The organism is Kitasatospora sp. NE20-6, assembly GCF_045862635.1.
In genome coordinates, this window is sequence record NZ_BPRL01000037.1 from 40,125 (window position 1) to 54,059 (window position 13,935).

Annotated in this window: 12 protein-coding genes; all 12 read right to left on the bottom strand. The window is 75.9% G+C overall.

Going from position 1 to position 13,935, the window contains the following annotated elements:
- Window positions 1-13: 13 nt before the first annotated feature.
- Window positions 14-595, bottom strand: coding sequence for a GAF domain-containing protein (locus SNE206_RS23825; RefSeq protein WP_407915527.1), 582 nt, complete (start codon window positions 593-595; stop codon window positions 14-16).
- Window positions 595-1,452, bottom strand: coding sequence for a S8 family peptidase (locus tag SNE206_RS23830; protein ID WP_407915528.1), 858 nt, complete (start codon window positions 1,450-1,452; stop codon window positions 595-597). Before SNE206_RS23830 ends, SNE206_RS23825 begins: the two co-directional genes overlap by 1 nt.
- On the bottom strand, window positions 1,449-4,736 hold the full coding sequence (locus SNE206_RS23835; RefSeq protein WP_407915529.1) for an adenylate/guanylate cyclase domain-containing protein: 3,288 nt from the start codon (window positions 4,734-4,736) through the stop codon (window positions 1,449-1,451). The genes SNE206_RS23830 and SNE206_RS23835 overlap by 4 nt, the downstream gene beginning before the upstream one ends.
- A gap of 73 nt (window positions 4,737-4,809) precedes the next feature.
- On the bottom strand, window positions 4,810-5,010 hold the full coding sequence (locus SNE206_RS23840; protein ID WP_407915530.1) for an aroma-sacti cluster domain-containing protein: 201 nt from the start codon (window positions 5,008-5,010) through the stop codon (window positions 4,810-4,812).
- Window positions 5,010-5,717: an iron-containing redox enzyme family protein gene (locus SNE206_RS23845; RefSeq protein ID WP_407915531.1), complete on the bottom strand. Its 708-nt coding sequence runs from the start codon at window positions 5,715-5,717 to the stop codon at window positions 5,010-5,012. Before SNE206_RS23845 ends, SNE206_RS23840 begins: the two co-directional genes overlap by 1 nt.
- Window positions 5,714-6,790: a radical SAM protein gene (locus SNE206_RS23850; RefSeq protein WP_407915532.1), complete on the bottom strand. Its 1,077-nt coding sequence runs from the start codon at window positions 6,788-6,790 to the stop codon at window positions 5,714-5,716. Before SNE206_RS23850 ends, SNE206_RS23845 begins: the two co-directional genes overlap by 4 nt.
- Entirely contained in the window at window positions 6,772-8,703 is a 1,932-nt protein-coding gene (locus SNE206_RS23855) for a BTAD domain-containing putative transcriptional regulator (protein WP_407915533.1), read from the bottom strand. The genes SNE206_RS23850 and SNE206_RS23855 overlap by 19 nt, the downstream gene beginning before the upstream one ends.
- A gap of 211 nt (window positions 8,704-8,914) precedes the next feature.
- A complete protein-coding gene (locus SNE206_RS23860) occupies window positions 8,915-10,243 on the bottom strand; it encodes an MFS transporter (protein WP_407915534.1) in 1,329 nt (442 codons plus the stop codon).
- A 106-nt stretch (window positions 10,244-10,349) separates the two neighbouring features.
- Window positions 10,350-13,007 (bottom strand): class III lanthionine synthetase LanKC, encoded by a 2,658-nt coding sequence (gene lanKC, locus SNE206_RS23865; protein ID WP_407915535.1) that lies wholly within the window; start codon window positions 13,005-13,007, stop codon window positions 10,350-10,352.
- Window positions 13,008-13,115: 108 nt separating this feature from the next.
- Window positions 13,116-13,274 carry a hypothetical protein gene (locus SNE206_RS23870; protein WP_405014911.1) on the bottom strand — a complete coding sequence of 53 codons (159 nt, stop codon included), beginning with the start codon at window positions 13,272-13,274 and terminating at the stop codon, window positions 13,116-13,118.
- Window positions 13,275-13,435: 161 nt separating this feature from the next.
- Window positions 13,436-13,594, bottom strand: a complete 159-nt coding sequence (locus tag SNE206_RS23875; protein ID WP_407915536.1) for a hypothetical protein — start codon at window positions 13,592-13,594, stop codon at window positions 13,436-13,438.
- Between the two features lie 155 nt (window positions 13,595-13,749).
- Window positions 13,750-13,884 (bottom strand): hypothetical protein, encoded by a 135-nt coding sequence (locus SNE206_RS23880; RefSeq protein WP_405014912.1) that lies wholly within the window; start codon window positions 13,882-13,884, stop codon window positions 13,750-13,752.
- Window positions 13,885-13,935: the final 51 nt, after the last annotated feature.

Here is a 13,935-nt window from a genome sequence, read left to right on the forward strand (position 1 = left end):
GCGGTGCGGGGGTTCAGGGCGTACCGGGCACGTTCAGCAGCTCGTGGAGCTGGGTGAGGAGGCGGGTCGCCGTGACGTGGTCGTCGGGGGTGAGCGCGCGGGTGGCGGCCGGCCGGTGGTGGGTGACCAGGCGCAGCGCCGTCGCGGCCTGCCGGGCGAACATCGAGAGGAGTTCGAGTTCGTCGAGGCTGGAGCGGGTCTGCGGGGAGGGGTCGAGGACCTCCAGCACCCCCAGGGTCTGGTGGTCGTGCAGGAGCGGTACGGCCATGAGCGCGTCGGGGACGTACTGGGTGGACTGGGCGAAGGTGCGGTCGAAGGCGGTGTTCTGCGAGAGCCGGTCGACGATCATGGGTTCGCCGGAGGTGGCGACCCATCCGGCGATCCCGCGGTCGGCGGGGAAGCGGCGTCCGACGAGGAACTCCTCGCCCTGGCCGGAGACGGCCTGGAAGACGAGCTCGTCGGTCTCCTCGTCGAGGAGGAAGACGGAGCTGGCCTGGGCGCCGAAGATGGCTCTCGCGACGTCGACGACCGACTGGAGGAGTTCGAGGGCGACGGGGTGTGCGGACTGTGTGGCGGGCTCGGTGGCAGAGGACATCAGGCACCTTCGTGGCTGCGGGCGGTGACGCGGACGTTGGCGGCGGAGAGGTAGAGCGCGTTCTTCAGCTGGAAGGTCGTCATCCGCGGGTGCGCGGAGAGGAACCTGGCGCAGAGCCCGGCGACGTAGGGCGTGGCGAAGCTGTTGCCGGTGCTGCGGATCGAGGTGCCGCCGAGCCAGGGCACCTCCACGTTCTGGCCGGGGGCGAAGAACTCCACGGGCGGGTCCGGGTTGTACAGGTGCAGGTCGGGGTCGTCCTCCTGGTGGCTGCCGACGGAGATCACGGAGGCGAACCGCCAGGGGAAGCTCTCCACGGGCGTGTTGTGGGCGGAGGCGACGATCACGGTGCGGTCGAAGTAGGCCGTGTCCGCGAGCGCGTGGAGTTCCTCGGCGAAGCGGGTGCGGGTGGTGGACAGGCTCAGGTTCACCACGTCGAAGCCCTGCTCCACGGCCCATCGCAGGCCGGCGAGGAGGATGTCGCCGGTGCCGGAGAAGCGCTCGCCCAGCACCCGCACGCTGTGGATCTCGCAGTCGGGTGCGGTGCGGCGGATGATCCCGGCGCAGGCCGTGCCGTGGCCGCACGTGTCGCCGGTGTCGGTGGCCCGCACCTCGATGCCGTCGCCGTCCTTGACGACGACCCAGGAACCGCCGAGCGGGCCGATCAGCGGGTGGTCGCGTTCGACGCCGGAGTCGACCACGCACACCCGGACGCCGCGGCCGGTGCCCTGGCGCGGTTGCTGCTGGACGCCGGCGGGCACCCCGTCGGCGGTGACGGTGATGTCCTGGGGGCTCTTGCCGCGCAGACTCCAGGTGAGCCCGCCGCCCCTGGGGGTGCCCGTGGGGGCCGTGGTGGTCATGTGATGACTTCCCTTCTGCGCACGTGCGGGTTCGGTCCTGCGTCGGGCGCGTGCCCGCCGGGTACGGCGGTGCTGTCGGCCGGCAGGAGGGCGGCGGCCCACCGGATGCCGGGCAGGTGCCCCTTCGCGCCGAACCACCGGCCGGCGCGGGCGGCGGCGGTGCCCGCCTCCGGGCCGTGGTCGAGCAGCAGCAGGGTGGTGGCCTCGTCGAGTGCGGCGTGGGCGCGCACCAGCGGGGAGTCGGTGCGGTCCGCGGCCCGGACGGCCTGCGCGGCGAGCCGCAGGGCGAGGTCGGCGTCGCCGCGGCCGGCGGCGAGGCGTGCCTGCAGGCCGTCGCGGTCGGCGGTCTCGGTGTCGGGGCCGCCGTCCGGCGGGGCGGCCTGCCCGTCGAGGAGGCGGTGTGCCTCGTCGGTGCGGCCGGTGTCCAGGTGGAGCCGGGCGGACTCCAGGGTGACGGTGCGCAGCAGCGATTCCGCGCCGAGCGCCCGGGCGGCCCCGGCGGCCCGGCCGAGCAGGTCGAGGGCGGTGTCGTACTCGCGGGCGGCGGAGTGCACGGCCGCGCCGAAGAGCGGGAGGAAGACCTCGGCCTCGGCGAAGCCGAGTTCGCGGGCGAGCCGGTCGGCGCGCGCGAGGTGGTCGCGGGCGGCGTCGTGCTCGTCCTGCAGGGCGAGGAGGACGGCGAGCGGGCAGCTGAGGGTGACCTGTACGGTGCGCCGGCCCCGGCCGTGGTCGGCGAGGAGGGCGCGGCAGCGGTCGACGGCGGCCGGCACCGGTTCGGGCCCGCGCCACAGCGAGATGCCGATCGCGCCGAGGGCGGCGGCGCGTTCGGGTTCGGCGTCGGCCCGGATGGTGTGGTGCAGCGCCCGGAGCAGCAGCCGGTCGGCTTCGCCGTGCCGGCCGCGGCCCTGGTGGTGCTGGGCCAGGCGCAGGCAGGCGCGTGCCTGGCCGAGGTCGTCGGCCGCGGCCTCGAAGATCGGCAGGACGGCCAGGGCCGCCTGCGGCACGGCGTCGGCGCCGGGGGCCGCGTCCACGGCGAGGGCGAGCCGGGCGTAGGCGCTCTCCTCGGGGTGGTCGACGGCGGCGAGCGCCTCGCCGAGCAGGGCGCGGCCCTGCTCGGTGCGGCCGAGGGCGAGGTTGACCTCGCCGAGCCTGCGGGCGGTCGGTACGGTGGCGGGCTCCCCGGGGTGGGTGAGGGCGGAGGCCCGGGAGAGCAGGTGTTCCGCGCGGAGGAGGTCGGAGCGGTCGAGGGCGCGGCCGCCGGCCTCGGCGAGTGCCTCCGCGGCGCCGCGGCGCAGCGTGTCGGTGTCCGTGTCGGTGATGCCGAGTTCGCGCCGGTAGCGGTGGGCGAGTTCGAGGTGCTCGCCGATGCCGGCGGGGCCGGCGGCGCGGGCCGAGGGGAGGGCCGCGGCGCAGGCGTGCAGGTCGGCGCGGGTGCGCTTGGACATGCACTGGTAGGCGACCTCCTGCACCAGCCCGCTGGTGAAGCGGAACGACGCCGGGTCGGCGGCCGGCGGGGGGGCCGGTTCGATCAGGCGGCGGCGGCTGAGCCCGAGCAGGGCGGGTCGCAGCGCGGGCCGGCCGGGCCCGCTGCGGTCGGCGAGGTCGGTGAGCTCGTGCACGGTGAACTCGCGGCCGAGGACGGCGGCGAGGTCGAGGGCGCCGCGGTCGGCGGTGCCGAGTGCGTCGACCCGTGCGCCGAGGAGCGCCTGGACGGTGGGCGGCAGTTCGGCGGCCCGGCCGCCGCCGTCCGCGTCGCCGCCGGTGCCGCTGTCGGTGCTGTCGCCGTCGAGGGCGGAGAGCAGGTGTTCCAGGTGGAGCGGGTTACCGCCGGTGCGTTCCAGCAGCGCCGGGCCGTCCGGGTGGCGGTCGGCTCCGGCGACGAGCTCGGCGGCGAGCCGCGTGCACTCCTCCGGTGACAGGCCGGTCAGGGTGACGGCGGTCCGCCGGGGCGTCGACCACGTCTCGGCGGCTTCCGGGCGGGCCGGGCAGAGGAGGAGCACGGGGGCGGGGCCGAGCCGGGTGACGAGCCGGTCGAGGACGTCCAGCAGCAGCGGCCCGGCCCAGTGGCAGTCGTCGACGACGAGGACCACCGGCCGGCGGGCGGCGAGTGCGGTGAGCACCCGCAGCAGGGCGCTGCAGGTCTCGTCCACGGACGGGTTGGGCGTGCCGTCGAGCAGGAGGCCGCCTTCGAGCACCGCCAGGGCCTCGGAGAGGGCGGGGCGTTCCTCAGGGGCGGCCGCGCGGTGCAGGTCGCACGGGCACGGGTCGTCGGGGCCGCCGCCGTGGGGTGCGGTGCCGTGGGGTGCGGTGCCGTCCTGGGGTGCGGTGCTGTGGGCCGCGGGGAGCAGGTCGGTGAGCGCGTCGGCGAGCGGTCCGAGGCTGCCCCGGCCGCCGTAGGGCCGGCAGCGTCCGGAGCCGTGCACGAGGGCGGTGGGGCCGGTGCGTTCCAGCCATTCGCGCACCAGCCGGGTCTTGCCCTGTCCGGCCTCGCCGGAGACGGTGACCAGCCGGGCGCCGCCGCCCGCCGCGGTTTCGGCGAACACCTCGTCGAGCGCCGCGAGTTCACGCTGCCGACCGACGAAGCGCAGGTCGAAGCGGCGCAGCGACTCGGGGTCGTCCTCGCCGAGCCCCAGCAGGCGGTGGGCGGTCACCGGGTCGGCCTTGCCCTTGAGCGTGAGGGGGCCGACCTCCTGGGCCTGCACGGTGGGGCCGGCCGCGAGGAGGGTGTCCGGGCCGATCAGCACCTCGCCGGGGCCCGCGTTCTGTTCGAGCCGGGCGGCGATGTTGACGGTCTCGCCGGAGACGAGGGCCTGCCGCGTGGAGGAGTCGGCCCCGGCGACGACCCGGCCGGTGTTGATGCCGATCCGGACGCCCAGGCGCACCCCGAGTGCGGCGTCGAGGTCGGCGTTGAGTTCGTCGAGGGCCTTCAGCATGCCCAGGGAGGCCGCCAGGGCGCGCCGCGCGTCGTCCTCCCGTACGGTCGGCACGCCGAAGACGGCCATCACGGCGTCGCCGATGAACTTCTCCAGCGTGCCGCCGTGCGTCTCGATCTGACGGCGCATCATCTCGAAGTAGCGCAGGGTCACGCCGCGCAGGGTCTCCGGGTCGAGGGTGCCGGAGAGCGCGGTGGAGCCGACCATGTCGCAGAACAGGACGGTGACCACCTTGCGGCCCTCCTGGGGCGCGTCCGCCGGGCCCTGCGGGGCCTCGGCGCACGGCGTGCCGCAGGACGGGCAGAACCGGGCGCCGGACGGCAGCGACTGGCGGCAGTAGGTGCAGGGCATGCCGGTCCACCTTCAGCGTGATCGTCGGACGGAGGCGGCGCCCCGCACAGGGGCGCCCGCGTTCCCGGTCGGGTCAGAACAGCGCGCCGCCGGCGATCTCGGCGTGGGCCTGCACCTCGGGCCCGACCTCGTCCAGCCGGTTCTTGATGTCGAGGAGCAGGGAGAGCTCCTGCGGGCTGAGTTCCTCCAGGACCTCCTGCTGTTCCTCGGTGAAGGCGTCGAGGGCGAAGCCCGCCTCCTCCAGTCGGCGCAGGGCGTGCTGCGGATCGGTCATCACTGGCCTCCGGGTGCGGTGAGCCTGACGAACAGACGGGTGATCCCGTCCGCGGTGTGGAGGGCGCTGACGGCCACGGCGGTGAGCTGGGCGGGCGTCAGCGGCAGCTCGTCGAGCAGGGTGTCGAGGTCGGCCGCGTGGCCGCCGTCGAGTTCGGCGTGCTCGTGCACCGTCCGGAAGGCCGCCGGTGGCAGGCCGGTGTCCCGGGCGAGCCGCGGGGCCAGCCGGGGTGAGGGTGCGTTGTGCTCCAGGGTGAGGATGTAGCCGAGCAGGGCGACCGGGTGGTGGTGCTCGATCCAGTAGTACTGGGCGCCGGCGAGTTCGGCGACGGCGGTCGGCGGCTGCGCGGCGAGGAGCGCGGCCGGGTCGCCGCCGGCGACGGCGAGGTCGGCGAGCAGCCAGGTGTCGTGGTCGCGCTCCTCCTCGACGTGCTGGGTGAGGTAGCGGCCCAGCCGTTCGGCGAGCGGGTCGCCGGGGGTCTCCGCGCAGCGGCGGGCGGCCAGTTCCATGAGCGGGACGGATGCCCGGACGAGCGCGTGCATGGCGGCGAGGTAGCGGAGGTAGCGGGGGCGGAGTCCGGCGGGCTGCCACAGGGCCGTGCAGGCCGCCTGCAGGGTGGGTGCGGCGAGCGCGAGCCGGGTGCGCAGCACGGCCGAGGCGGCGGGTGGTGCCGGGGCGGTGCCGGGGGCGGCCGGGGAGACGGTCATGCCGGGCCCCCGGCGGCGGTGAGGGTGACGAGGTCGGCGTAGGCGGAGGTGCCGTGGCGGCGGACGAACGCGGCGGGGCCGGCCGCCCGCTGGGTCTGCGCGGTGTGGCGGTCGAGGAGTTCGCCGACCGGGCCGGCGCCGTCCCGCGCGGCCCCCGCCAGCACGTCGGGCCGGTCGGAGAGGGTCCGGCAGGTCGCGCAGTATCCGCGGTCGGGCGCCCCGGGCGCGTACCGGGCCCGGAGGTGTCCCGGCCCCACGACGCGGAGCATGCGCAGCACGGGCGAGGTGAGGGAGCGGTGGCGCACCGTGCCCCAGTCGTCCTCGGCGACGTGCCCGAGGAGCAGGTGGGCGGGTACCGGCCGGGCGTCCACCGCCTGCTGGTTGCAGCAGGCCACGACCGTGCCGTCGAAGGCGACCGTGGGCCAGGCGGCCATCGGGCAGGGCACGGCGGCGCCGCCGTCCGGCCGGGTCGCGGCGCCGGCCCAGGACGCGGCGCGCCCGACCGGCCGGACGTCGTTCACGAGCATCGGCACCCGGTCGGCGAACTCGGCGCGGATGTCGGCGACGAGACCGGCGAGGTACGGGTCGTCGGGGCCCGTCCCGGTCAGGTGGAAGCTGGCGGGCACTCCTGCGTCGAGGATCCGCCGTACGGCCGTGAACACGTCGGCGCGCGCCACCTCGCGCTCGTGGTGGACGTCGAGGCTGGCCGAGAAGTGGTCGGCCGCGGTGATCGCCCGCATGATCCGTGCCGGTACGGCCCTGCCGCCGCGGGCGAAGAACATGCCGCTCAGCAGGGCGGTACGGGTGCCCGCCGCGCGGGCCAGGGCGGCGAGTTCGGCCGCCAGGCCGGGGCGCAGGAGCGGTTCGCCGCCGGTGAGCAGCACGACCTGCGGGGCGTCGGCGGCGGTGAACGAGGCGACGAAGCGGCGCAGCCGGTCCGCGGCGGTCTGCTCGCCGGTCATCGTGGAGGAGGTCGAGCAGTGGGCGCAGGACAGCGGGCAGCGGCGGGTGAGCGTCAGCAGGAGCCCGGCGGCCGGGACGGGTCGCAGTGCGATCAGCTCGCCCAGTTCCACGTGCCCTCCCCTTCCGCGTGGTCGTGCGGTGTCGTGAGCACTGTGGCGCCCACCGGTCCGGGACCGGTTGCCCGGTGGTTCACAACCGGCATATCCGCTGCTCCGGCGGGGGCGGCGGCCCGCTCCTCGCGCCCGCCGAGCTCCCGCAGGTAGAGGTGCGCCAGCCGGGGCAGCTCGTACAGCGCCGCGTGCGCGGTGACCTCGGTCGACGGGGAGACCAGCGCCCCGGTGTGGATGAGCAGTTCCAGGACCCGCAGCGCGGCGGGCTCCGGACAGCCCAGGGCCGTCGCGGCGTCGCCGAGGGTGAAGGGCCGTGCCAGCGGCAGCCGTCCGAGGCGGAGCATCGCGGACCGGCCGATGTCGGTCAGCGCCTGCCAGCCGTCCGCCATCCGGTTCCGGACGGCGAGGTCGCCGACGGCGAGCTCGTCCATCACGGCCTCCGGCTCGGCCAGCCGGGCCGCGTACTCGGACAGCGGCAGGTGGCGCAGGACGGCCAGCCGCTGGCCGCTGATCCGCACGGCCAGCGGCGAGAGCCCGCCGGCCTCGACGATCCGCCGGGCGGAGGCGCGGTCGGCGCGGACGCGGGACGGGCCGATGATGCGGCCGAGCAGCTCCATCGCCTCCTCGACGGTCAGCGGCGCCAGGGCGATCCGGTGGACACCGGCCAGCCCGGCGAGCCACGACCGCGAGGCGACCACCGCCGCGCCGGCCCCGGTGCCCGGCAGCAGGGGCCGCACGGCCGTCTCGTCGGGCGCGTTCTCCAGCAGCAGCAGGACCCGGTGCTCGGCGAACCAGTCGCGCCACAGTGCGGCGGCCTGCGCCGGGTGGTCGGGCAGCAGCGCGGTGACCCGGTCGAGCCGGGCGGCGCGGGCCAGTTCCCCGAGGACGGCGATGAGCGGCTGCTTCGTCCCGTCGGCCCGGCGGAGGTCGACGAGGAGCCGGCCGTCGGGGAAGTCCTCGCGCAGGGTGTGCGCCAGATGGACCATCAGGGTGCTCTTGCCGGTGCCCACCGGCCCGACGAGGAGGGTGACGTGCCCGTTCCTGCGCCGTACCGCGTCGCGCAGCTCCGCGAGCTGCTCCCGGCGGCCGGTGTAGTCGGGGGTGTCGGGGGGCAGCAGCGTCCGTGTCGGCGCCCGCCGCGGGGCGGCGGTCACGGGGGCGGCCGCCGCGCCGAGGGTGCCGGCGAGCACCACCCGGTACACCTCCTCCATGGCGGCGCTGGGTGCCAGGCCCAGCTCGCGGGCGAGCAGCTGGCGCAGCGTCTCGTACACGGCGAGGGCCTCGCTCTGCCGGCCGGCGCGGTGCAGCGCGATCATCTGGACGGCCCGCAGGCGTTCCCGCAGCGGGTGCTGCTCGGCGACGTCGGCGACCGCCTCGGCGACCTCGGCGTTGCGGCCCCGCACCGAGGCGATCTCGGCCCAGGTCTCGTACGCGGAGAGGTAGCGGTCGGTCAGCCGGTCGGCCTCGGCCTGCAGCGGTTCGGAGTCCGACAGCTCCGCGAGGGGCCGGCCCTGCCACAGGTCGAGTGCCCGGCGCAGCAGTTCGGCGGCGGTGTCCGGCTCGCCGCTGCGGGCGGCCTCGCGTCCTGCCGTGGCCAGGGCGCGGAAGTGCAGGGTGTCGACCTCCTCCTCCGACACGTGCAGCAGGTAGCCGCCGGGGGCGAGGGCGAGACTGCCGGGCCGGCCGGCCTCGCAGAGGAGGCGGCGCAGCGCCCAGACGTACTTCTGCAGGTTCTTGCGGGCGGTCCGGGGCGCTTCACCGGGCCAGACGGTGTCGGCGAGGGAGTCCACCGACACGGGGGTGTTGGGGCGGCACAGCAGCATGGCCAGGACCGCCCGCTGCTTCAGCGGGCCGAGGGGCAGGGCGCGTCCGCCGCTCGTCACGGTGAGCGGGCCGAGCAGTGAGAACCTCACGGTGCACGGGGATTCCTTGTCGGAAAAAGGCATGCAGGCGTTCCTTCAGCGTCCGGGGGCGCGCGTCGGGCGGTGCGAGGGGGCTGGTGGCCGTTGTCGTGAACATCGTCGATGCGGCGCCGTGCGGCGCACATCGGGGCACCGCCCCCATATTTGTGCGGGCCCGCCGGGCGGCCGTACGTGGAGGCCGGAGGGTGGACGGCGCCGCGGTTCACACGGTCGTGGCGGTGGCGGGACCGGCCGTGGCGGCATCCGGTTCGCCCGCGTCCGGTTCGTCCGCGTCCGGTGCTTCCGTGGCCGCCGCGCGGAGGTCCGCCGCGCGCAGGTCGCGGGCGGCGCGGGCCGCCGACGGGCCGACCGCGCCGATGACCAGCAGCGCGGCACCGAGCAGCACCCACAGCGCCGCCCGGACGCCCAGCAGGTCGCCGAGGAACCCGCCGGCCAGCGCACCGGCCAGGGCGGTCGCCGACGTGACGACCTGGAGCGCCGCCATGGCGCGGCCCATCATGGCCTCCGCGACGTCGGTCGCCAGCACGGACACCAGCGCCACGTTGGCGACCGCGCCGAACAGCACGGGGAGGCCGATGCCCAGTGCGGCGCAGAGCACGGCCAGCGGCAGCGGCCCGGCCGCCACGGGCAGCAGCACCGACGACAGCAGCGCCCCGCCGAAGCACACCAGCACCGTCAGCCGGGCGTCGCGCCCCGGGTGCAGCAGCCGCCCGGCGACGGCCGACCCGGTCAGCCCCATGACACCCGACAGCACGAACGCCAGCCCGTACACGCCGACCGGCAGGTGCACGGTGCGCAGCAGGAACGGGCCGGTCAGCGTCGCGGCCCCGGCCAGCGCCGCCGCCGGCGCGACCATGAACAGCAGCAGGGCCCGGTGGAACGGGTGGGCGGCGAAGAACCGCAGCCCGGCGGCCGCCCCGCGGAGACCCTGCCGCGGGGCGGCCGCCGCCGGAGCGGCCGCCGTCCGGTCCGGTGACCGCATGCTCGCCAGCGCCAGCGCGCTGAGCAGGTAGCTGGCGCCGTCCGTCGCCAGCGCCGCCGAGCTGCCGAACAGGGCGATCACCGGGCCGGCCAGGATCCGGCCGGCCAGCGCGGCACCGAACTGCCCGGCCTGCAGCCGCGCCCGGGTCGGCCCGATCGCCTGCGCGCCGACCAGGTGGCGCAGGTGGACGAAGTAGAGGGAGGCGAGCAGGACCCCGAGGAATCCCTGGACGAGGCCGAGGCCGATCAGCCAGCCGATCGACGCCACCCCGTGCCGCAGGCCCAGGGCCACGGCCCCGACCGCGGCGGCCGACAGCAGGTCCAGCAGCAGCATCGCCCGCCGGGGACGGGCGATGCGGTCCGCCAGGGCCCCGGCCAGGAGGCCGAGGACGATGCCCGGCACCGTCGCCGCGGCACCGATCAGACCGACCTGGCCGGGCGTGGCCCCCAGGTCCGTCAGGGCCACGACCGGCAGGGCGATGGCGGTGAACACGGAGCCGAACGCCGAGGCGGTCTGCCCGCACCAGTAGAGGTTGACGTCACGTCGCACAGCAGACACTCCAGGGAGGGGAGGAAGGGATCTCTCCGCACACGCCGTACGGGGCCCGGGCCCGCCCGTGCGGCCCGGACCCCGTGCGGCGGAGGGGACGGCGGCACTACCCGGCTGCGGGCCCCCACCCGGTGGGCGGCGCCGCCGCGGACAGCGAGTCGACGGTGAACAGGGCGTCGGGCCGGGGCGCCAGCAGCTCGGTCAGGAACAGCAGGACACCGGCGGATCCGCTCCACAGGTCCGCGCTGCAGCGCAGCAGCTGGTCGCCCGGCATCCGCACCCCGGTGGCGTGGGGGAGGGCGAAGCCGAACAGCTTCTGCGCCGTCCGCACCGCCGCCGCCCGGCTCTCCGCCGAGCCGGTCACCGCCGCGTGGTCCGCGAGGGCGAACCCCAGCCCCGACAGGCCCTGGAACAGCCCGGGCATCACGGTGTACGCGACGCCCGTCACCGGCAGCAGCCGCGGCACCGCCGCGGCCAGCCGCTCGTCCTCGGCCACCGCCAGGTAGCGGGACGCGACGTGCAGCATCCCCGCCGACCCGCAGTACAGGTACGGCATGGCACGGCTGTCCACCGCCGACACGGGGAAGGTCATGCCCGCCTCCTCCGGGGCCGTCTCGCGGTCCAGCTCCAGGTGCAGCAGCTGCAGCCCGCGCTTCAGGAGCGCCTGGTCACCGCAGACCGCGGCGAGCTGGTGCAGCATCAGGGCGACCCCGGCCCGCCCGTGCGCCAGGCCGGTCGCGTCGTTCGGCCCCAGCCGGGCCGCCAGCGCCTCGTCGTCCGGCAGGGCCCGGGCCAGCGCGAGCGCCCGCTCCACGTGGTGCTCGTCGCGGGTGTGGCCGTACAGCGCCAGGTGGCCCAGGGCGAGACCGGCGGATCCCCCGAACACCGTCGCGCTCTCCGCCACCAGCGGGTGCCCGTCCGCGACCGCGAGGATGTCCCGGGCCTCGTCCACCAGCCCCTGGTCGGCCAGCACCCGGGCGATCCCGGCCGCCCCCACGTACAGCCCCGGGGCGAGGTCGCCGGCCGTGTCCAGCGCCTCGCGCCGCAGCCGCTCCAGCATCCCGTCGGGCAGCGGCCGGCCCGCCCGGTGCAGCGCGTGGGCGACCCCCGCCGCGCCGTACGCCAGGCACAGCGTGTTGGTCCGGTAGCCGTCCGCGACGGTGGGGAACATCCGCTCCGGGTGCCCGACGTCCGCCATCGCCACCAGCGCGTCCGCCACCGAGTCCCGCAGGCCGGCCAGGTGCACCAGTGGGGCGGCCGCCACCTCCTCCGGCCCGGGCAGCCGCGCCTCGCCGTTCGGCGCGTGGTACTTCGTGGCGCGCCGCCACAGCCGCTCCGGCACCGGGCCGACCCGGCCGATGCCGTACCGCAGGTGGTCCAGCACGTCGGGATTGCGGCGCACCACGTGGTGGAACGGGCCCACGAGCAGCTGGGCGAGCGCCGAGACGCCGTAGTCGTCGTACACCGACGGGTCGTTGCCGATCAGGCTGCGCGGCGGTGAGTAGCCGGGCGTCCCCATCGGGCTGAAGTCCGCCCCAGGGCGCTGCGCCACCTCGAAGTCGACCAGCCGGACGGTGTCGTCGTCGGCGACCAGCACGTTGCCGGGGCTGACGTCGACGAAGACGTAGCCGCAGGCGTGCAGGCGGTCGAGGGCCTGTTCGACCCCGTCGATCAGCGTCTGGCAGCGCTCGAAGTAGGCGGCGACGTCCTGGGCCGTCGCACCGGCCCGGATCAGGGGGTTGGTGGTGGCCATCCACTTGTTCATCGCCCTGCCGTCGATGAACTCGGTGACCAGGAAGTCGTGTTCCCAGGCGCTGAAATGGGCGAGCGGCTCGGGCGCCAGTCCGGGGGCCAGCCCGTGGAGGGCCTGCAGGGTCTCCCACTCGCCGCGCAGGCGCGCCCGGGCGTCGCGCCCGTCCGCCTCGACGGCGGTGTGCGCCCGCGCCTCCTTGATGAACACCTGCCGTCCGGTGGCCGCGTCGTGGCCCTGGTACGCGCCGCCGGCGTTGCTGTGCCGCACCGCCGCCTCGAAGACGTACCCGCCCAGCGTCACCGGCTTCGCGGGGTCCTTCACGCTGCCCGTGGCCGTGGCCGTGGCCGTGGCCGTACCCGCACCCGTACCCGTGCCCGCGGTCTTCGCCGGCGGGCGGAACGGGTCGCGGATGCCGTCCGGCGGCCGGAACGACGCCTCCCGCAGGTCCTCCACCAGCTCGCCGTGACCGTTGCGGGCCAGCAGCATGCGGGTGCCGTCGGCCCGTACGCGCGACCGCGGCACGAAGGCCCCGTACCGGTAGTGCACCGTCCGGGAGTCCCCGAAGCGGCGGTCGGTGAGGACGAACGGCCCGTCCTCGTCGGCCAGGGCCGCGCGCAGCGCCTCCATGAGCCGCCGCGCCGCCGCCTCGTCGGACGGGTACGCGGCGACGAACTTGCCGCTCTGCGGCCGGGGGGCGTGCTTGTGGTGCGCCCACTGGTGGAAGAGCCGGCAGGAGAGGTGCTTGAACGGGACGTCCTGTTCGAAGCAGATCGCGGCCACGGTGTCGAGGACGGCCTGCAGCCGGTCGGCCTTCGCGGAGACGTGGACCTTCCAGCCGTCCTCGACCCCCTCCAGCTTCCGCCGGAACCACATCGTCCACACGTTCGACTCGACGCTCCGCCACTCCGGCGGGACGGACGCGGGGAGGTAGACCTCTCCGCGGTCGGTCGCCGACTCCAGCGGTGCGTAGAACTCCGGATCGGCGACGGCGAACGCGAGCGGCTGGTGCATGCTCTCCCCTTCTCTTCCCGTGGCAGGCAGGGCGGTTCCGCAGGGCGGACATCCAACACGGCCCGTGGCGTCCGGACGGACCGTCCGGACGCCACGGGCTCGGGTGACTCAGGCGCAGGCGGCCAGGCTCACGCTGCTGCCGTCGGCGGGCGGCAGGATGCCGGCCTCGTCCTCGGGGCTGCTGAGGCCCTGCAGCGGGAGCACCGACTCCGCGTGCGCCTCGACCTCGTCCTCGTCGGTGCCGGTGGGCTCGATGTGGTCAGCCATGATCGTCTCCTTCTCGTACGTGGTGCCGTGGGTGTGTGGTGCCTCGGCGGGTGCGGCTCGCCCGGTCGCCCGGTGTCCGCCACCGCCGTCCTGCTTCTCCGCTGCGCCCGGACCCGGCCCGGTGCGTCGCGAGAGGCGTGTGCCGGCCGGAGCCGGAAGGATCAGGCGCAGGCGGCCAGGCTCACGCTGCTGCCGTCGGCGGGCGGCACGATGCCGGCCTCGTCCTCGGGGCTGCTGAGGCCCTGCAGCGGGAGCACCGACTCCGCGTGCGCCTCGACCTCGTCCTCGTCGGTGCCGGTGGGCTCGATGTGGTCAGCCATGATCGTCTCCTTCTCGCACGTGATGCCGTGGGTGTGTGGCGATCCGGCGGGTGCGGCACTCCCGGTGACCCGGTACCGCCGTCGCCGTCCCGCTTCTTCGCGGTCCGGCCGGAGCCGGGTGCCGCGGGAGTCCGTGCCGGCCGGAGCCGGACCGATCAGGCCTCCATCGCACAGGCCGCCAGGCTCACGCTGCTGGCGTGCGCCTGGACCTCGTCCTCCTCGCCACCGCCGAGCTCCTGCAGCGGGAGAACGGTCTCGTCGGTGCCGGTGGGCTCGATGTTGTCAGCCATGATCGTTTCTCCTTGGTCCGAGCGCGCAACAGTGGTGTGTGCGGGCCGCCT